This is a genomic window from Arthrobacter glacialis (assembly GCF_002909415.1).
Classification (GTDB): Bacteria; Actinomycetota; Actinomycetes; order Actinomycetales; family Micrococcaceae; genus Specibacter; species Specibacter glacialis.
Map to the genome: position 1 here is coordinate 148,629 of NZ_PPXB01000005.1, position 18,529 is coordinate 167,157.

General features: G+C 61.4%; 17 protein-coding genes and 1 pseudogene. 8 read left to right on the forward strand and 10 right to left on the reverse strand.

Annotated features, from left to right (window positions below; genetic code table 11):
* Position 1: 1 nt before the first annotated feature.
* The 4 genes from ftsH to CVS28_RS07635 form a co-directional block, all read right to left on the reverse strand.
* Positions 2–2,077, reverse strand: coding sequence for an ATP-dependent zinc metalloprotease FtsH (gene ftsH / locus CVS28_RS07620; RefSeq protein ID WP_103465256.1), 2,076 nt, complete (start codon positions 2,075–2,077; stop codon positions 2–4).
* A gap of 453 nt (positions 2,078–2,530) precedes the next feature.
* Entirely contained in the window at positions 2,531–3,082 is a 552-nt protein-coding gene (gene hpt, locus CVS28_RS07625) for a hypoxanthine phosphoribosyltransferase (RefSeq protein WP_103465255.1), read from the reverse strand.
* A 53-nt stretch (positions 3,083–3,135) separates the two neighbouring features.
* Positions 3,136–4,254: a tRNA lysidine(34) synthetase TilS gene (gene tilS / locus CVS28_RS07630; RefSeq protein ID WP_103481155.1), complete on the reverse strand. Its 1,119-nt coding sequence runs from the start codon at positions 4,252–4,254 to the stop codon at positions 3,136–3,138.
* On the reverse strand, positions 4,255–5,442 hold the full coding sequence (locus tag CVS28_RS07635) for a zinc-dependent metalloprotease (RefSeq protein ID WP_423716389.1): 1,188 nt from the start codon (positions 5,440–5,442) through the stop codon (positions 4,255–4,257).
* Positions 5,443–5,645: 203 nt separating this feature from the next.
* Between CVS28_RS07635 and CVS28_RS20125 the strand changes: the two are divergent.
* Positions 5,646–5,942: pseudogene (locus tag CVS28_RS20125) on the forward strand (response regulator); the annotation flags it as partial.
* Between the two features lie 232 nt (positions 5,943–6,174).
* Here CVS28_RS20125 and dacB read toward each other — a convergent pair.
* Positions 6,175–7,605, reverse strand: coding sequence for a D-alanyl-D-alanine carboxypeptidase/D-alanyl-D-alanine endopeptidase (gene dacB / locus CVS28_RS07645; RefSeq protein WP_103481157.1), 1,431 nt, complete (start codon positions 7,603–7,605; stop codon positions 6,175–6,177).
* Between the two features lie 187 nt (positions 7,606–7,792).
* Between dacB and CVS28_RS07650 the strand changes: the two genes are divergently transcribed.
* From CVS28_RS07650 to CVS28_RS07670, 5 genes are all read left to right on the forward strand, one after another.
* Positions 7,793–8,281, forward strand: coding sequence for an inorganic diphosphatase (locus tag CVS28_RS07650; protein WP_103465251.1), 489 nt, complete (start codon positions 7,793–7,795; stop codon positions 8,279–8,281).
* A 249-nt stretch (positions 8,282–8,530) separates the two neighbouring features.
* A complete protein-coding gene (locus tag CVS28_RS07655) occupies positions 8,531–9,532 on the forward strand; it encodes a WXG100 family type VII secretion target (protein WP_103465250.1) in 1,002 nt (333 codons plus the stop codon).
* A complete protein-coding gene (locus tag CVS28_RS07660; RefSeq protein ID WP_103481158.1) occupies positions 9,529–10,305 on the forward strand; it encodes a hypothetical protein in 777 nt (258 codons plus the stop codon). The genes CVS28_RS07655 and CVS28_RS07660 overlap by 4 nt, the downstream gene beginning before the upstream one ends.
* Positions 10,306–10,368: 63 nt before the next feature.
* On the forward strand, positions 10,369–11,019 hold the full coding sequence (locus CVS28_RS07665) for a hypothetical protein (protein WP_103465248.1): 651 nt from the start codon (positions 10,369–10,371) through the stop codon (positions 11,017–11,019).
* A complete protein-coding gene (locus CVS28_RS07670) occupies positions 11,006–11,692 on the forward strand; it encodes a hypothetical protein (RefSeq protein ID WP_103481159.1) in 687 nt (228 codons plus the stop codon). Before CVS28_RS07665 ends, CVS28_RS07670 begins: the two co-directional genes overlap by 14 nt.
* Positions 11,693–11,761: 69 nt before the next feature.
* Here the strand turns inward: CVS28_RS07670 and CVS28_RS07675 are convergent, their stop codons facing one another.
* Positions 11,762–12,607, reverse strand: a complete 846-nt coding sequence (locus tag CVS28_RS07675) for an HAD family hydrolase (protein ID WP_103465246.1) — start codon at positions 12,605–12,607, stop codon at positions 11,762–11,764.
* A 131-nt stretch (positions 12,608–12,738) separates the two neighbouring features.
* Entirely contained in the window at positions 12,739–14,016 is a 1,278-nt protein-coding gene (gene serS, locus CVS28_RS07680; RefSeq protein ID WP_103481160.1) for a serine--tRNA ligase, read from the reverse strand.
* 51 nt (positions 14,017–14,067) lie between these two features.
* Here serS and CVS28_RS07685 point away from each other — a divergent pair, with 51 nt between their 5' ends.
* Positions 14,068–15,135 carry a diacylglycerol/lipid kinase family protein gene (locus tag CVS28_RS07685; protein WP_103481161.1) on the forward strand — a complete coding sequence of 356 codons (1,068 nt, stop codon included), beginning with the start codon at positions 14,068–14,070 and terminating at the stop codon, positions 15,133–15,135.
* Between the two features lie 74 nt (positions 15,136–15,209).
* Here the strand turns inward: CVS28_RS07685 and CVS28_RS19645 are convergent, their stop codons facing one another.
* The 3 genes from CVS28_RS19645 to CVS28_RS07695 all read right to left on the reverse strand — a co-directional run bounded on the left by CVS28_RS19645 (position 15,210) and on the right by CVS28_RS07695 (position 16,848).
* Positions 15,210–15,383, reverse strand: coding sequence for a hypothetical protein (locus CVS28_RS19645; RefSeq protein ID WP_165788099.1), 174 nt, complete (start codon positions 15,381–15,383; stop codon positions 15,210–15,212).
* A gap of 166 nt (positions 15,384–15,549) precedes the next feature.
* Complete coding sequence (gene pheA / locus CVS28_RS07690; protein WP_103481162.1) at positions 15,550–16,491, reverse strand: prephenate dehydratase; 942 nt, start codon at positions 16,489–16,491, stop codon at positions 15,550–15,552.
* Positions 16,492–16,521: 30 nt separating this feature from the next.
* Positions 16,522–16,848: a rhodanese-like domain-containing protein gene (locus CVS28_RS07695; RefSeq protein ID WP_103465242.1), complete on the reverse strand. Its 327-nt coding sequence runs from the start codon at positions 16,846–16,848 to the stop codon at positions 16,522–16,524.
* 189 nt (positions 16,849–17,037) lie between these two features.
* Between CVS28_RS07695 and CVS28_RS07700 the strand changes: the two genes are divergently transcribed.
* Positions 17,038–18,516 carry a peptide MFS transporter gene (locus CVS28_RS07700; RefSeq protein ID WP_279325062.1) on the forward strand — a complete coding sequence of 493 codons (1,479 nt, stop codon included), beginning with the start codon at positions 17,038–17,040 and terminating at the stop codon, positions 18,514–18,516.
* Positions 18,517–18,529: the final 13 nt, after the last annotated feature.

Here is an 18,529-nt window from a genome sequence, read left to right on the forward strand (position 1 = left end):
ATTACGGCTGCTCCGGCAGCGAGGGTGTCTCACCCTTGCCCAAATCGATGCCCGGGGTTGAATTCGGGGCGTCGATTGCACCGTCAAGGTGGGCGCTGGCGAGCTGGTCCTGCGGGGATATGCTCTCCGGAGCCGGTGCACCTGCGGCCAGGGCCTCGCGGCGCTCCTTGTCGGTGGTGACGGGAGGCAGCGTGGAGACCGGACGGGTTTCCTTGGACAGCCAGACCTGGCGCGGGGCGGGCTTGCGCAGATCGATAAAGATCTCCGCAATTTCGGCCTGGTTCAGGGTCTCGCGCTCCAGCAGCTCAAGGGCCAGCCGGTCCAGGATGTCCCGGTTGGCAATCAGGGCCTCATAGGCATCGTCATGAGCCTGGTCGATGAGCTTGCGAATTTCCTCGTCAACCATTGAGGCAACAGCTTCGGAGTAGTCCCGGTCGTGCCCGGCGCTGGCGCCAAGGAACGGCTCGCCCCCGGCGGCACCGAGCTTGACGGCGCCGATGCGCTCGCTCATGCCGTACTGGGTCACCATGGCCCGGGCTGTGCCGGTGGCCTTTTCAATGTCATTCGAGGCGCCTGTGGACGGATCGTGGAACACGATTTCCTCAGCAACGCGGCCACCCATGGCGTAGGCCATCTGGTCCAGCAGTTCGTTGCGGGTGATCGAGTACTTGTCATCCTCGGGCACAACCATGGTGTAACCCAGGGCGCGGCCGCGGGGCAGGATGGTGATCTTGGTGACTGGTGCCGTGTTGTGCATGGCTGCCGCCACCAGTGCGTGTCCGCCCTCGTGGTACGCGGTGATTTTGCGTTCCAGTTCCTTCATGACACGGGTACGCTTTTGCGGGCCCGCCATGACACGGTCGATGGACTCATCCAAGGCACGGTCATCAATGAGCTGAGCGTTGGAGCGGGCAGTCAACAAGGCTGCCTCGTTGAGGACGTTGGCAAGGTCTGCGCCGGTGTAACCGGGCGTCTTCTTGGCGACGGCGTTCAGGTCAACCCCGGGCGCCATCGGCTTGCCCTTGGCGTGAACCTTCAAGATCTGTTCACGGCCCAAACGGTCCGGGGCATCAACGGGAATCTGGCGGTCAAAACGGCCCGGTCGCAGCAATGCGGGGTCCAGGACGTCGGGACGGTTGGTGGCGGCAATCAGGATGACGTTGGTTTTGACGTCAAAGCCGTCCATTTCCACGAGCAACTGGTTGAGGGTTTGCTCGCGCTCGTCGTTGCCGCCGCCAATGCCGGCACCACGGTGACGGCCAACGGCGTCGATCTCGTCAACAAAAATGATGGCCGGGGAGTTGGCCTTGGCCTGCTCGAAGAGGTCACGGACACGGGAAGCACCCACACCCACAAACATTTCCACGAAGTCCGAACCGGAGATGGAGTAGAACGGCACGCCAGCCTCGCCGGCAACGGCGCGGGCCAGCAGCGTCTTGCCCGTTCCGGGAGGGCCGTACAGCAGCACGCCCTTGGGGATCTTGGCACCAACGGCCGTGAACTTGGCGGGGTTCTGCAGGAAGTCCTTGATTTCGTGGAGTTCTTCCACGGCTTCGTCCGCACCGGCAACGTCGCTGAACGTGACCTGCGGGTGGTCCTTGGTGAGCAGCTTGGCCTTGGACTTGCCAAATTGCATGACCTTGGAGCCGCCGCCTTGCATGCGGGAGAACAAGAACCAGAAGATCAACCCAATGAGGATGAAGGGGATCAGCAGGGACAGCATGCTTGACCAGAAGTTGTTCGACGCCGGCTGGTCATCAAACTTGCCCAGCTTGGCGTCGTCAATGGCATCCACCATGGTGGTCGCCCGGTAGCTGCCGTAGTAGAACTGGACGTTCTTGCCGGCCTTTTGACCGTCAGCCGTTGTGTAGTCGTCCTTGAGGATCATGTCCACACGGCCCTCGGACCCAAAGACCTTGGCCGAGGCAACTTTGTCAGTTGAGAGCAGGTCCAGGCCCTCGGAAGTGCCGATGCGGCTGGTTCCCGTACCGGTCAACGTGAGAAGGCCAGCTCCGATGAGCACGACCACCACAACGATCCAGACAAATGGACCTTTGAAGAGTTTCTTGACTTTCATGTGTTCGAGGCTACGCCTCGTCCCTCCCGCTCAACCAATTCGTACCTATACGGGGTGCGCCGACACATCCCCAAGTAATAGCTTTACACCGTTCGCATTGCTACACGCACGGGAATGGCATTTAGTTCCCTGAGGGCATAACGATTTCGGCCAAAATGACGAAACCGGCGCCCGGTGCGCCCGTCCCCCACTTTCGCACCCGTCCCCGCAGCGTCCCATGCACCCGCCGCGCCCGTCCCCGCTTTTCGCGCCCGTTCGGACGGGCGCGAAAAGCGGGGACGGGCGCGGCGGAGGTGGTACGGATGAAAAATGCCGCCGTTCCCGCTTTTTGCCACCGGTATATCGGCGGCAAAAAGCGGGAACGGCGGCAGAAATCAGTGACGGGCGATTTACTCGTAAACGTGCGGCGCCAAGGTGCCGATGAAGTCCAGGTTGCGGTACNTGACGGGCGATTTACTCGTAAACGTGCGGCGCCAAGGTGCCGATGAAGTCCAGGTTGCGGTACCGCTCGGCGAAGTCCAGGCCGTAGCCCACAACGAATTCGTTGGGGATCTCGTAGCCAACGTACTTGACGTCGATTTCAACCTTGGCGGCTGCGGGCTTGCGCAGCAGGGTGCAGATTTCTACCGAGGCGGGGCCGCGGGACATCAGGTTGGCGCGCAGCCAGGACAGGGTCAGGCCCGAGTCGATGATGTCCTCGACGATCAGGACGTGCTTGCCCATGAGGTCGGTTTCGAGGTCCTTGAGGATCCGCACAACGCCCGAGGACTGGGTGCCGGAGCCGTAGGAGGAAACTGCCATCCAGTCCATGGTGACGTGGCTGTGAAGCGCACGGGAAAGGTCAGCCATGATCATGACTGCACCCTTGAGCACACCGACAAGGAGGACGTCGCGGCCCTGGTAGTCAGCATCAATCTGCGCGGCCAGTTCGGCTACACGCGTTTGGATTTGTTCCTTGGTATAAAGAACATGCTTAAGATCGGCTTGGACGTCTTGTGAATCCACCCAGGGCTCCTGATTGTGAAGGTCGTGGTACTGGTTTAGGTACTGTTTGGCGCCTACGTGCTGCGTCTAAGAACAAGCTTCCCATAGCCGGGGCCGTCGTGGGGAACACTCTGATTGCGCGAGATCCGCCAAGCACTGACTTTTCCGGCCAGCTGCACCGGACCTGCCGAGCCTTTTCTGGCCAGCAGGTATTCGGCGGCACCTAGGCGTTCAAGGCTTGGTTGGACTCCGCCAAGTTCGACGACGGCCAGCGCCAACACTCGCATCCTCAGGGCCGGGGCCAGTCCCCTGAGCGCGTCCTCGGCCAGCTCAATCTCTGCTGCGGGGCTGCTTTCGCCGCCGTTTGGCGCCGTGTTTGCTGCCCGGCGGAGCACCAATTTGTTGTATTCGGCTGCTGCGAGATCATCGAGGAAGTCGGCGTCGTGGCCCAGGATGCTTGCCGAGCGTGCCAGTGATTCGGCAATGCCCGGGCCAAGCTCTGCGCTGAGATACGGAATGACGTTTCGTCTGACGCGCACCCGCAAATAAGCAGGATCGTGGTTTGCGGGGTCGTGCCATGGAGTGAGTTCCAAGGCGTCACATATGGCCAAAATCTCATCCCGCCGCAGTCCCAGGAAGGGGCGCAGATACCTGCCACGGCGTTCACGCATGCCGGCTAGGGATCGTGTTCCCGAGCCCCTGGCGAGGCCGAGCAGCACGGACTCTGCCTGGTCATCCAGGGTGTGGCCCAACAGGACATTCTGGGCTCCCAGTTCTTGGGCCGTCGCCTCAAGCGCCTCAAAGCGGGCCGCGCGGGCTGCAGCTTCTGGACCCACGCCGTCGTGGTTGAGGTCAACGGTCCGCACCACAACCGGGTCCAGGCCCAGGGCCCGCAACTGGCCCGCGGTGGTCTGGGCAACCTGTGCGCTGCCTTCTTGCATCTGATGGTCAACCACCACGGCGCCCACACGTACCTCACCCCGTTTGGCGAAGAAGGCGCATACGGCGGCCAGGGCAAGGGAGTCGGGCCCGCCACTGCAGCCCACAAGGATCAGCGGCGGGTTTCCCACCACAAGGTTCTTGCCTGTGGTTTTAAGGCCCAAAAGCTCGCCCACCGCGGCACGCGCCTTGCCCACTGTGGGGTCGAGACGGCGGCGGGCCTTGACGTGTGGCTGTTCGGGTACTGCTGACATTTAGAGGCCCATCCGTTCAACCCAAAGGCGTGCATTGTGAATTTCCGCTTCAGTGGGCAGGTTTTTCTCCTGCGACCAGACATTGTTGAATCCGTCCATGCCCACCACGGCGACCACGTCGCGAACAAACTTTGCACCGTCACTGTATTGGCGCATTTTGGCGTCCAGGCCCAGGAGGTTCCGAATGAACTTTTCAATGACCCCACGGTCCTTGCCCCGGCTGTTGAAGCGTTGGCGGATGGTGCGCACAGTGGGAACAATGCGCTGGTCCACGCCGTCCATGACCACATTTGCGTGGCCTTCAAGCAGGCTCATGACAGCCGTCAAGTGGGACAAGGCTGCTTTTTGATCCGGGTTTTGGAGTAGGTCGAGCATGCCGCCGCGGCTCGGGCCCTGTCCTGCTGCGTCTTTGGCGATTTTCTCGGCTTGGCCAGGCTTGTTGCCCATTTGCTTGGCTGCCTGCAGAAGGCGCTCGCCAAAGTTATCCGAATCGCCCACCAACAGGGTGCCCAGCTTTTCAATTTCCCCCATCATGTGGTGGCGCAACCACGGTGCTGCAGCGAATTGCACGCGGTGGGTTTGTTCATGCAGGCAGACCCAGAGTCGGAAATCGGCAGGATCCACCTTCAGTTCACGCTCAACCGTGATGATGTTGGGGGCAACCAGCAGCAAGCGCCCGCCGGCGGCCTGCTGGTGCCCGTTGTTTGACGCTGCCAGAGCTGCAAAGGGATCGTACTGGCCCAAAACCTTGCTGGAGAGAAATGCGAGCGCCCCGCCCAGCTGGGCCCCCGTAACGGTGGCGCCGAATGTGGCAGAAGAGCTCCCCTGAACCGGGCGACCACCGGACTCCTTTGCGGCAAGGGCTTGTTTGGCTGCCAGGGCGCGCAGAACGGGGTCCATCATGACGGCAAAACTCTGGGTGTTTGCCTTGGCCCAGGATGCCCTGTCCACCACCAAGACCTCTGAATCGCGCAGGTCTCTGGCCGCTTCCAGGCGGCTGATCTCATGGACGTGGGGTACCGAACGCTCGGCCATGAGGCGCAAATTCTCCACCGCTGCGGAGATTTCCGAGCCCTTAAGCGCCGGCCCGGCAGGAGCCAAATTTGCTGCCGTCTTGGCGGCAAGCTCCCAATTGACCATGCTGGGGGACGTGGAAGGGGTGGCTGCGGCATTGCTCTGCTGGCTCATGAATACCATCAGATCACAGAACGCTGACAGCTTGCCGCTGGCTCACAGCTGCGGCACAGGATAGGACTAGAAACAGCTTAGAATTTTCCACCACACTTGAAATTGGGGATTGCTTCCCACAGCCTTTAGGTGACTGGCATTTACTGTAGGAACCACCAACCGCGGGCCGATTGCAAGCCTGCCTTCACGAGAGACATGCATCCATGACTGAGACGCCGCGGAACACCTTCACAGATCTTCCGCCCCTGACTCTCCCTGACGGCAGCCCCATTCGCGCCCTGGTGGTTGATGACGAGGCCAGCCTGACGGAGCTGATCAGCATGGGATTGCGCATGACCGGTTAGGAGGTGGCTACGGCCAGCGATGGCGCCGAGGCTGTGCGAGTTGCCAGGACTTTCCGCCCCGACGTGCTGGTGCTCGATGTCATGATGCCCGGAATGGACGGGATTGAGGCGTTGGGTAAGATCCGGGAATTTTCCCCCAAAATCCCCGCCTTGTTCCGCCCCTCGGACACCTTCAAGAAGTTCTACGACTCTGCCTATCGGGAGCTCTACACCCAGGTGTACACGGAGGGAACCGCCTCGTCGCTTTTGGCAACCATTACCGAGTCCATTCCGGCAAGTGAGGACTTAACTGAGGAGGAGATTGCGGAGAAATCCAAGACTCTGAGGACATTCCTAAACCAGCGTGCCGAGGCCCTGGAGAAGGCCCTCGCCAACTAGGACGGGCTACCTAGCTGCGTGCCAGCACTGCCGCGGCGGCATCGACCACGGGCCTGGCGGCTGCGGCTCCGTCGGTGAAGCCATTGCCGATGATGCAGAACGCCAGCAGTCGCCCCTGGGAGTTGATGACGTAGCCAGTCAACGCTGTGACCACATTCAAGGAACCTGTTTTGGCCCGCACCAACCCGGCACCGTCGAGCTGGGGCCCCGCCACAAACCGGTGGGCCAGGGAACCGCTGAGTCCTGCAATGGGAAGGCCGGGCAGTGCCTGGCCAATGTCCGATGCCGGGTCGGCAAGCATCAAAGCCAGCAATTGAGTCAGCTTTGCGGAACTGATCAGGTTGCCTGTGGCCAGGCCGGAGTTATCTGTTGTCACAACGCCGTCCATGGGCAGGCCCAGCTCGGCAACCGCTTGGCGAACAGCAGCCACGGCGCCCGTATTGCTGGCTTCCTGACCAAGTTTCACGGCCACCATGCGGCCCACAACTTCGGCAACATAGTTGTCCGACTCAGCCAGCATGTACTGGGTCTGCTGGGCCACGGTGGCCGATTCCACCGCGGCAAGGACTGTACCGGGTGCCCCTGCGGGTGCTCCATTGGCCGCTGCTGGCGCCTTGCTTCTGGAAAGTGTCCCCGTGGTAGCAATACCGGCACCTTCCAGGGCCGCCGCAAATGCTTCCGCCACAGCCACAGCGGAATCCTGGGGGCGCGGTCCGCTCAAAACATCAGGGGCAAGGCGGCCCGCATTCAATGCCATGGGAAAAATGGGTGCGATTTCCCCGGCATCAACGTCGCCGTCGGCCCATTTGGGGTTCAGCGCGGGGCCCGTGAACAAGGTGTCGTCAATACTGAGGGTGATCGGGCCGTTGACCCCTGCAGCTGCGAGCGCCGCGGCTGTTTTCTTAGCCAAGGTGGCAATCCCGGCATGGCCCATCACGGCGTCCGTTGCGCTGTCACCGGCACCGAGCATGGCGTCCCCGCCGGCCAGCAAAACCAGCTCATTGGCGGCGGACCCAGCCACAACCTGGGTGCTGAAGCGCGTCTCGGTGCCCAGGGTTCTCAGCGCGGCTCCGGCAGTGAGCAGCTTCAGGTTCGAGGCCGGCACCCTGGCCGCCTCGCCGTCCTGGGAAAACAGCTCTTTGCCCGTGGCGGTGTCGGTGACGAACATGGCGAAGGAGCCATCGCCGTCGAACGTCAACGCCTGGGTCAAATCCGCGGAAAGTTTGGCAGCATCCGGCAAGGGGGCCTCAGCATTTAGCGGGGCCACGGCTGAGATTCCGCTAATCACAGTGGGCGGCAATTGGGCGCCCGGCACGACGGCCACGGCAGCCGGATCCTTGGGCAGAAACGCGGGGGCCAGATGCAAGCCAACGGGGACGCTGACGGCAGCCAATGCACAGATGAGCAAGCCGCTCGTCACAACTTTTGACGTGCGTCCCATAGAGCAGGTAGTTCCTTCGAAGCTGGTGGTCCCGGCGCGCAAATGGGCGGGTCAAGTGAGCGATCCGACCCTGTTGGTCCTGGGTGGGTTTTTAGCGCAACAAAAGCGCCTATATCCTCATACTAGACGGAAATTCTCCGCGCGGCCTTGTCAGGCCTCGCACACCCCCATCATGAGGAGCATAACGATGAAGCACGATGTCACCATCGAGATCCCCCGCGGATCACGCGTCAAGTACGAAGTTGACCACGAGACTGGCCGCGTCCGCTTGGACCGTGTGCTGTTCACCTCGATGCAGTACCCCACCCACTACGGGTTCTTCGACAACACCCTGGGCGAAGACGGCGATCCCCTGGACGCGCTCGTCATGCTGCAGGACTTTGACCTGCACCCGGGCGTTGTGGTGGATGCCCGCCCCATCGCTGTATTCAACATGACCGACGACGGCGGCGGCGACGCCAAGGTTCTGTGTGTTGTTGACGACAAGCGCTTCGACCACATCCAGGAACTCTCCGATGTTGACGAATTCCTGGTCAAGGAGATCGAGCACTTTTTCATGCGTTACAAGGATCTGGAGCCGGGCAAGTGGGTCAAGGCTGAGGGCTGGGCCGACCGCGCAGCCGCCGAGGCTGAATTGGAAGCTTCCATCAAGCGCTTTGCGGACACCAAGCACTAGTCCCCAGCTCCTGCCTCCGTCTGATTCGGCGAGGGCGCGGTGAGAGGTTGAAGGCGGCGTTCCCTTTTCGGGGAGCGCCGCTTTTTTTGGTGCAGGCACTTCGGCTCGCCCGCACTGCATAGCTGCGGGTAGTTGTGCCCATCGCCGCCAAGGACCAGCTCTGTCTAAACTGGTCATGGCCACCCAATGGCCGCCCGCACACGCCGCACTGATCCCACAATGTTCGGCCCTACACTTCTAAGGATGGTCATGGACGGTTTTATCGGCGCCGACATCGCGGACCTCCGGGACTTTGCCAAGGCCATGGACAAGGCCTCATATGTACTGACGCAGCAGGCCCAAGCTCTGTCCTCAGTTGTCAACCAAAACCGCGGCTGGCAGGGCCCCGATGCTGAGCGGTTCCGCCAAACCTGGAATTCATCCCACCGCCCCACACTGGCTTCCAACGCCCGGAACTTGCAGCAGGTCTCAGACCAGCTGCGCAAGAACGCCGACGAGCAGGAAACCGCCAGCTCCGTGGCCAGCATTGCCGGTGGCACAGGCGGCGATGGCCCGGCGTTGTCCGTCCTGAAGGATGTGTACGACGTCGGTATGGGCGGCAAGGGAGCCATCACACCCCTGCTGAACGCTTGGAAGCTCCACAAGCTCGGCGCTGAGGACTGGGCCAAGACCAAAGAACTGCTGACCAATTGGGATGATTCCGGCCGGTGGCTCAAGGGCGGCCTCGACCAACTAAAAAATGGCGGCAAGCTCAGCGACGTCCTGAGCGACCTCAAGGCGGGAATCCCCTATAGCCAGGCCTTTGACGACGCCAGCAAATTCTCCAAGGGCTTGCGCATAGCTGGCGGACTGACGGGGCCGCTCAGCATTGCCGGCGGCATCCACGACATGATTTCCCCCGAGCATGACGGCTGGCGAGGGGGAGGCGACCGGGTTGCGGGCGGCCTCTCCGTGGTGGGCGGCGTGGGCAGCATTATGTTGATGACGGCCGGGGGCGCTGCCCTGTTGGGCCCCATCGGCGCACCCATAGTGGTCGCCGCCGGCGTGATTGCAGGGGCTTGGGCCTTGGGCAACCTGGTGGTGGACAACTGGGACAGCATCACCAACTTCGCCAAGAACCCCGGCCAATACATCAGTGACGGCGCCAAAGAGGTCACAAACTTTGCCAAGGACGTAGGCAGTAAAGTGGTGAACGGCGTAGGTGACGCAGCCAAATCGACTGGCAAATTCTTGAAGGGAATTTTCGGATGAGCACAAATACTATCCAGTGGACTGAACGCGATGTGGAGTCCGCAGCCCAAGTGCTTGCCATGGCCAGTGCCGAAGGCACGCCGCTGCCCACGCTGACCGATGAGGAAGTGGTGGCGCTGGACGGTGTGCAGCGCGAGCAGGCTGTGCCCACGCCGTGGCTCTCCGCCCAAACCGCTGATCGAAACGCCCTGTGCGGCGTTGCCCTGAGGGGCTTGCTGGCCAAGGAACTGGCCTACCCCGTGATTTTTGAAGGCGAGACCGAACCGACACGCCTTCACACCACACCCGAGATCACGGGCACGCTGGCCCTGCGCCGCACCTCGCGCCAGGTTGCTTCGCTGGAGCGAACAGTGTCCACCGGCAAGCGTTGGCTTTTTGCCTACACCCACGACGGCGGCACCCTCCTGGAGGAAGTGGACGAGAGCGGCCTCCACGGGTTCACGGTAGTCACCGTGGATCAGATCCCCGCCCGCCTCGCCGCCTTTGCCGACCCTCAGGGCGCGGCAGCCAAGGATTCCCAAGCCACGAACTACACGGAAGCAGAGTTTGAAACCGCCGGTTCGCAGCAGCTGTCCCAAACACTGGCGGCCAGCAACTTGGCGGTCTTTGAAACCAATGCTGACGCGTTGCGAACACTCACCATCTACACGGGCCCCGAGTCTGTGCACATCCTCACCCCGCATGCCGTGAACGGCTCGTTGACGTTGGCATTGCAGGAAGTCTCTGCACCCTCCCTCACCAACGTTCTGGCGGGCATGCTGTCACCCAAATAGCCACCCACTGTGGCGGTGTGCACCGTCAGGTGCCCCCCACGCCGTTCTTCCTACGAGGTATTCATGGCCACGAAACCCAAATTTGACGGGCCCACCCGCCTGATCGATCCCCTCACCGGACGCCCAGTGCGGCAGTTCACCATGACTGGGAACTACTACGTCCGCGCCACTGCCACCAGGCATTTCTGGGGCAGGGTCCTGGACGGGGCAGTGTTCCTGGCCGCGTTCGGAATCCTGTCGTTGCTGGTGATCCCGGTGCGAAAAGCCATGGAAAACAGTCCGTCGCTGTGGGAGCTGGCGTACAGCAACGGCTTCTTCATCGGGCTAATCGCACTGTTCTGGTTCCCCGCGCTCTATGTGTACGGCATGATTTGGGGCAAATGGGGCCTCTTTGGCGACCGTGCGGCCCGCATGCGCAGTGTGCGGATCACCGACGGATCCCTGTCCGGGCCGTGGCTCGGCGGCTGGCGAGTCATCCTGTGGTCGTTCCTGCCGCTGTACGCGGTTTTCATGATTGCCAGCTTGTTCGACGGCGGCGTGGAACACACCCCCGGATACGTCCCGCTGGACTTGGACTCCGGTGTGGCGAAAGGTCATGCCCCGGTTCCCGACCCCGCGATTGTTGCGAAGGAGCAAGCCGAAGCCCAGGCCGAGGCTCAGACACGCGCCCAGATGCCGCACCTGTACGGAAAGGCCCCGGATGCACGGTCGTAGTTTTTGGGTCCGTCGGGCCGAGCAGCGGCTGGGACCCGAGCTGGGCCAGTTGCGCCATGTGGCCGCATCGAGGCGGATCCACTGGGCCTGGCTGGTGCCATGCATTGCCATTGGCTTTGTTTACGGAGTCATCGGGCAGTTCATCAGCAGCCCGCGCTCCACGGACCGGACCCCCGACAGGTTTGAGGACATTCCGCTGTTCATGGTGGTGTCCCTGCTGACGGGACTGGTGCTCTGGTCCCTGACGCTCGCCTTCTCCTTCCGGACACTTCTGGTGTTCGACGCCGGAATTGTCACCTCATTTGCCCAAAAGGCCACGACGCGGATCTTTTACTGGAATCAGGTCAACCCGGAATCCATCAAGGCTGTGACAAGCCAGGATGATTCCGGCCCCACCCACTTGCTGGTGGCCAAGAAGCTGACAAAACTCAGTGTTCGCGGAAAATACGCCGTTGTCTTTCAGGCCGTGCCCGCCAAAGTGGAGCCGGCCACAAACAGCAGCACAGAACCCCCGCAGGCCGGTTTCTGGACGTTTGAAACGACAGACGAGCCAAGCCCACTTGTTCTGGCCCTCCAGCAGGCCATGGTGGAAGCACGAATTCCTGGCGCTGAGCGGATCGCAGTGCAGGCGTTGCCGCCCGTTGTGCTTCCCGGCAGGACCATACTGGACTGACCCCGCGGTCAGTGTGCAGATAATGCCCTCAAAATCGATTTTAAGCGCAATATCTGCACACTCGAGGTGTCAGACCAGGCTGCGCAGGACGGCGGCAGCACCGTCGTCGTAAACGGATGCGGTGATCTCATCGGCGGCAGCCTTCACCTCATCGTCCGCCTGGCCCATGGCCACGCCCCGGTTGGCCCAGCGCAGCATTTCAATGTCATTGGAGCCATCGCCCACGGCCACCGTCAGGGCGTTCTCTATGCCCAGGGAAGCCCTGACAGCCTCCAATGCTGATGCCTTGTTGACGCCGTCTGCAGCAATGTCCAGCCACGCGCTCCAGCCAATGGCGTAGGTGACCCCGTGCAGGCCGGCAGCCGCAATGGCGTCGGCGAACTCCGCAGTGGAGGCCTCGGCGCTGTTGACAACCACCCGCACCGCCTTGGCCTCCAGCAGGTGGTGGAAATCCACGCCGCGCGCCTCAATGCCGAAGCTGTTGTCCTGAAAACGGGATGTGGACAGGAAGTTCCCTTCAGCGTCCTCAAGGGCGAACTTGGCGCCGGGGATGCTGTCGCGCAGGGCAGTCAGCGCGGGGGCAGGATCGAACGTCACGCGGTCAATGATCTCGTAGCCGTCAACCAGGGACGGATCCAGCCGGATGGTCACACCGCCGTTGGAGCACACTCCGTAACCGTGGCGGAGCCCAATGGCCTCCACAATGGGAAGCAGCGCGCCCAGGGAACGGCCCGTGGCAATGATGACGTGGTGCCCGGCGTCAACCACTGCCGCGGCTGCGGTGCGGACGCCCTCGGTCATGATGCCATCGTGGTCCACCAGGGTGCCGTCAACATCCAGGGCTATCAGGTACTTTGTTGTTTCATTTGTCCGGTCATCGATGCCGGGAATTACATTATTTACTGTCATAGTCATGTCTCCAGTCAAGCAGATTGGGCTGGTACTGCCACATATTTTGGCTGTTAAAACCATGAACGCCGGGCAAATACTCACAGCTGTGTGCACAGTGTGAGTATTTACCCGGCGTTCACGAAACGCCTAGGGAATTACAGGACGGGAAAGACTTCCAGGCCGCCCATGTACTTGCGCAGGGCAACCGGGACGTTGACTGAACCGTCGGCATTCTGGTGGTGCTCCAGGATGGCCACAATCCAGCGGGTCGTGGCCAGGGTGCCGTTCAGGGTGGCAACTGCGCGGGTGCCACCCTTGCCGCCGTCGTCAGCCACCAGGCGCTCACGGATGTTCAGGCGGCGGGCCTGGTAGGTGGTGCAGTTGGAGGTGGAGGTCAGCTCGCGGTAGGCATCCTGGGTGGGCACCCAGGCCTCGCAGTCGAACTTGCGGGCGGCGGAACCGCCAAGGTCGCCAGCTGCCGTGTCGATCACTCGGTAAGGCAGCTCAACCTTGGCCAGCATTTCCTCTTCCCAGGCCAGCAGGCGCTGGTGCTCCTCAGCAGCCTTTTCAACCGTGGTGTAAACAAACATTTCCACCTTGTTGAACTGGTGCACGCGGATGATGCCGCGGGTGTCCTTGCCGTGCGAACCGGCCTCGCGGCGGTAGCAGGAGGACCATCCGGCGTAGCGGACGGGTTCGTCAACGTTGATGATTTCGTTGCCGTGGTAGCCGGCCAGCGCGACCTCGGAGGTGCCCACCAGGTACAGGTTGTCCTCGGCGAGACGGTAAATTTCGGCGTCGTGCTCCACGTCAAAACCGGTGCCGGCCATGGTCTCGGGCAGCACAAGCGTGGGGGTGATCATGGGTGTGAAGCCGGCTTCGATGGCCTGGTCCATGGCCAACTGCAGCAGCGCCATTTCCAAGCGGGCACCAACACCCTTGAGGAAGTAGAAACGTGAACCGGACACCTTGGCGCCGCGCTCCATGTCGATGGCGCCAATGAGTTCACCAATTTCCAGGTGGTCGCGTGGCTTGAAGTCGGGGAATTCCCGGGGTGTGCCAACGGTCTTGACCACCACGTAGTCGTCCTCGCCGCCTTCCGGGACACCCTCGGAGACCAGGTTGGCCATGCTGCGCACCAGGGCGTCCTGTTCAGCACTGGCTGCATCGGCTGCTGCCGAGGCCGCCTTGACGGCTGCGGCGAGTTCCTTCACCTCTGCCAGCAGGGCCTGCTTTTCCTCACCCTTGGCTTGGGCCACCTTTTTGCCGAAGGCATTTTGTTCGGCGCGCAAAGCCTCAAAAGAGGTGATCGCAGACTTTCGTGCAGCGTCGGCGGCTATGACGGAGTCCACCACAGACGGTTCGGCACCGCGCGCACGCTGGCTGGCACGGTATTTTTCGGGATTTTCGCTGAGGTCTCGTACATCGATCACACCCTAAGCCTATCCAATCAATGCAACTTGACGGGCTATGGTTAGAGAATCATGCCAACTGAACTTCTTGCAGTCATTATTGTGGTCATTACTGTGCTCGCCGTTGCCATCAGCTGGCTGGGTGTGCGCAAGCTCGCCCAGAAGCACACGCGCAGCGCCGTGGCTGATTCACCGCACAAAATTCACTTGGCAAAGCAGCAAGTAGTTTTCATTTACAACCCCACCAAAAACGGGACCGACGACGCAAAAACGCTCATCACCCGTTCCGTGTCCAAAGCTGGCTGGCCAGCCCCCCTCTTCTTTGAAACCAGTGCTGCGGACCCGGGCTTCACCATGGCCGCGGCCGCGCTGGAGGCGAAGGCCGATGTGGTTATTGTGGGCGGCGGCGACGGGACTGTGCGGGCTGTGGCACAAACGCTGCGGCACACCGAAGTTCCTTTGGCCATCATCCCCCTGGGCACCGGAAATTTGCTGGCCCGCAATCTGAGTCTGGATGTCACAGACATTGCCAGCAGCGTCCAGACCGCCTTGTTTGGGCACCAGCGCCACATTGATGCCGGGCTGATGGAGATTGAGGACAGTGTCACCGGCGCGGTTGGCAAGCATTCCTTCATGGTCATTGCCGGCCTTGGCATGGACGCCGACGTCATGAATGACACCAATTCCAAGTTGAAGGAACATGTTGGCTGGCTGGCCTACAGCGAAGCAGGATTGCGGCACATGGCGGGTCCGCGCAAGAAGGTAAGCATCGAATTGGATGATGAACCCGCCCAGCAGCGCAAAATCCGTTCAGTACTGTTTGCCAATTGCGGGCTGCTCCCGGGTGGCATCGATTTTGTGCCCGGCGCCCTGATTGACGACGGCGTACTGGACGTTGTGGTGATCAGCCCCCGGAGCGCTTTGGGCTGGCTGGCCATGGCCGGAAAAGTGGTGTTCCGACACAAGAACAACCTGCCCGTCATTGACTTTTACCGCTCACAGAACCTGACCATCCGCACTGTCATGCCGGTGGAGACCCAGATCGACGGCGACCCGTCAGGCCCCGCAACATGCGTCCAGGTCAGCGTGGAGCCCAAGGCTGTGCTGGTGCGTGTGCCAGCACCCAACAACCCCGCCTAAGAGCTGTCGGCGCCACAGCTCCATGTGGAAGAGGCTTCGTGCGGAAGAGCCAGTGACACCGCAGCGGCACGGAGTCAGTCAGTTTCCGGGCGCTGCGACTGTTCCTTGATGAGGCGTTGCTCTTCGTCAAAGCGCAACTCGTTGGCGTCGTCACTTTCGTCCCCGACCGATGTGTCACGGCCTTCCTTGGCACCAGGATTGACAATGGTGCCTTCTTGGCTGCTGCTCCTGCCTACATGCGGATCCATGGTGACTCGCCTCTTCCCTGCTGGCATCAACTTTCCCTCTTCAGACAAATGGTCATGAAGATACCCCAAAGCATAGGCTTGCCGATGCCGCAGCGAAAGAGATGTGTGCGCGCCAATATCGGCAAGCTCATGGCCGCAGGAGGGCTGCGGCCCCGGCTACCGTCCCCTACGCCAGGAGCGATTCAACCCACGTGGAAGCCTCGGCAAAGGCAACATCGGAATTGTAGGCCCGGATCAGCGGCGGCTGCCCGTCCGCCCGCGGATATGAGCCCAGGAAGCGCATGTCCGGGCTGACCCGGTGCAGGCCGCGCAGAGCTTCAGCCACGCGGGCGTCACGGATGTGCCCCTCCATGTCAACACTGAAAATGTAGTGACCCAGGTACTGCCCCGTGGGCCTTGATTCAATGCGGCTCAGGTTCACCCCACGGCTGGCAAACTGTTCCAGGATGGCCATCAAGGCGCCGGGGTGGTCTTCCGGCAAAGGAATTGCCAGCGTTGTCTTGTCAGCCCCCGTGGGAACAGGCAGTGAGCCCGGCTTGGCCACCAGCACAAAGCGCGTCACAGCCCCAGCGTTATCCTCAATGCCTGCGGCCAAAATGTTCAGGCCAGTTTGTTCCGCCACCAGCGGTGCACAGACGGCGGCCTGGAAGGCGGATGTGCCTGCCACCAGCTCGTGGGCGGCGGCCGCCGTCGAATTCGCCGGAACATGCGCGGCCAGTGGAAGCTTTGCGGCAAACCATTCCCTGGTCTGCGCCCACGCGTGCGGGTGTGTGCCCACGGCTGTGACATCCGCCAGCGTGGCTCCAGTCCGTGCCACCAGCACAAAACTCACGGGCACCACCACCTCATGGATGATCCGCAGCTCAACACCGTTGGCGATGGCATCCAACGTTGCCGGAACGCCACCTTCAATGGAGTTCTCAATGGGCAGCATTGCGGCAAAAGCCTCGCCGTTGCGCACTTTGTTCAGGGCCGCGGCAGCCGTGTTGGAGGGAATCCGCGCCAAAGCGGCCGCACCGGGAACCTTGAGCAGGGCCGACTCGGTGAAAGTCCCTTCGGGCCCAAGGAACGTCAGGGGCAGCACGGAATCAGTGGGCACGGAAGTCATGGGGCACCTGTTCGTTGAAGCGGAAGTAATTTAGAGGACGCGGGGAGTTTCACCGTTGGAGGAAATCATGGGCTTGTCCGATTCAAACCAGGCACCCATGCCACCCATCACGTTGAACGCACTGTAGCCGTTTTCGGTCAGCCAGTTGGTGGCCCGGAACGAACGGCCGCCCGTGCGGCAGATGACGAACAGATCCGTGTCCGGGTCAAGCTCGTCCAAACGGGCCGGCAACTGCTCCAGCGGAATGTGCAGCGCGCCCTCAACGTGGCCCGCTTCCCACTCGTAATCTTCACGGACATCCAAAATCACTGCGCCCGCAGCCAACTCGGCCACCGTGACGCTCATGATGTCTGACATGTATTTTCTCCTTGCAAGTAAAGACAAATCCGGCTTAAGCCTACTGCCCGTGGGGCCACGCGCGAGCGAAGCGAGGGATGGGGAGGGCGGGAGGCGCTACTGCCCGAGGGGCCAACCAGACGTATACGCTGCAGTCCTCCAGAAGCCTAAAATGTGACGTTCAGCAAGGTTAGTGTCAAAATTAGACTTGTGAGTTCACAAAACAGCCCCGCCGATCCGGCACTGGCACCCCAAAAACCCCGCGATACATCCTTCTTCGGACAGCCAAAAATGCTGCTGAACCTCTTCAGTGTGGAGCTGTGGGAGAGGTTCTCCTTCTACGGCATGCAAGGCATCCTGGCGTACTACATGTACTACTCCGTGACCCAAGGTGGCCTCGGTATTGACGAAGGCACCGCCCTGGGCATTGTTGGCGCCTACGGCGGTGGCGTGTACCTCTCCACCATTCTTGGCGCCTGGGTTGCCGACCGCCTCATGGGCTCTGAGAAGGTGCTCTTCTACAGCGCGATCATGATCATGGCCGGGCACTTGTCCCTAGCCCTGCTGCCGGGAGCTGTTGGCCTGACCGTTGGTCTGATCCTGATTGGGGTGGGCTCCGGTGGATTGAAGGCCAACGCCACCTCACTGGTTGGCACCTTGTACGCCAAGGACGACGACCGTCGCGACGCCGGTTTCTCCATCTTCTACATGGGCATCAACATTGGTGGGCTTATTGGCCCGCTCGTCACCGGCTGGTTGCAGGTCACCTGGGGCTTCCATGTGGGCTTCGCCGCAGCAGCAGTTGGTATGGCCTTTGGTCTGCTCCAGTACGGCCTGACCCGTAAAAACCTTCCCCAGTCGGCGCACGAAGTCCCCAACCCGCTGCCGAAGTCGCAATACGGCAAGTTCATCGCCCTGGCCGCTGCAGCCATCATTATCATTGTTGTGGCCGTGGCCTTGAAGCTCATTACCGCCGAGAACCTCAAGTGGATCATCGTGGCAGTTGTCATCGTGGCGACTATCGCCTACTTTGCACTCATTTTGGCCAACAAGACCGTAACGGCTGTGGAACGCAGCCGCGTTTACTCGTTCATGCCGTTGTTCCTGGCCAGCGCCGTCTTCTGGTCATTGTTCCAGCAGCAGTTCACAGTGATTGCCCTCTACTCTGACAAGCGCCTTGACCGCAACATTCTGGGTTGGGAGGTGCCCGCCAGCTGGGTCGCCTCCATCAACCCGGTGTTCATCATCATTCTGGCCGGCGTGTTTGCAGCCGTCTGGACCAAGTGGGGCCCGCGTCAGCCCGGCACACCCGTGAAGTTCTCTGTCGCGTTGGTCGTGATGGGTTTGGCCTATCTGTCATTCATCCCGTTCGCCGGCATGGCCGCTGTTCCCATGATGGCCATTGTTTTCATCCTGCTGCTCTTCACAGTTGCTGAACTCATGCTCTCGCCCGTGGGCCTCTCACTGGCCACGAAGCTTGCCCCTGCCGCCTTCCAGACACAGATGGTTGCCTTGTTCTTCCTGTCCATCTCGCTCGGAACCGCCATGTCAGGTGTGCTCGCCCAGTGGTACGACCCCGCCAACGAGACCCCGTACTTCATGGTCATCGGCTTGGTCTCCATTGGATTTGGTGTCCTGTTGTTCCTGGTCAAGAAGCCCATCAAGAAGCTGATGGCTGGCGTCATGTAGGTCTTTTCTTAAA